Source organism: Marinobacter sp. UBA2498, from assembly GCF_002341575.1.
GTDB classification, from domain to species: Bacteria; Pseudomonadota; Gammaproteobacteria; order Pseudomonadales; family Oleiphilaceae; genus Marinobacter; species Marinobacter manganoxydans.
The window spans coordinates 24,451-25,142 of record NZ_DDOI01000106.1 but is presented as its reverse complement, the minus strand read 5'-3'; the positions used below and the strand labels follow the sequence as shown (position 1 = coordinate 25,142).

Annotated in this window: 1 protein-coding gene; it reads right to left on the bottom strand. The window is 60.5% G+C overall.

Translation table 11 applies throughout. The features are described from left to right. A partial coding sequence (locus B2W52_RS14810) for a 7TMR-DISMED2 domain-containing protein (RefSeq protein ID WP_349677072.1) occupies positions 1-692 on the bottom strand: 692 nt, incomplete at both ends.

Sequence of the window (692 nt, the reverse complement as noted above, 5' to 3'; positions counted from 1 at the left end):
GACCAGGTAGAGCACGTAATAGATGTTGCTCCTCTCGCGAACCGAGACCGCGACGAACAGGTTGTAGGCGAGAATGGCCAGCACCGAACCAAGCAGGATGCCCCGCACCAGCTCATCCACCGAGACTTTTTCGATGTAGTTGTCCGGATGCCAGAGGCCGATCGGCAGACGGAAAGTATTGGTGTTGACCACCCGCAAGTAGACGTGGCTCAGGGAATCCGGTGCCAGTGAAAGGCGGAATGTCGGGTTGGGGACGGCGAGGTCCCGTTCCACCCAGTTGTCCTCATAACCCGCCTGTCGCTGATCAACCAGATCCCCGTCGCGGACCATGAACAGGGTGACTTCATCCACCAGAGGCAGGGCAAGCTCAAGGATCCATCCGTTCTGGTCAGGATTGCCCGCGGAGCGGAGATCCAGGCGCACCCAGTATGCGGATTCCGTGTAGCCGAAGTTCAACACGCCGCCTTCGTGGCGGGTAAAGGCACCCGATTCGAGAGCGCGAACCTCATCGAGGGTCAGTTCCTGCCCCGGGTCCTCGAGATACCAGATGCAGCCACCCAGATCACGGATACTCTCGATACCGCCGTCCAGTACAATCTCGCCATCATGGCAGGGCCCGGCCGCACTGGCCGACACCGGCATCATGGCCGTGACCAGGAACAGCAGGACCGCTACCAAAGACGTCACCGCTG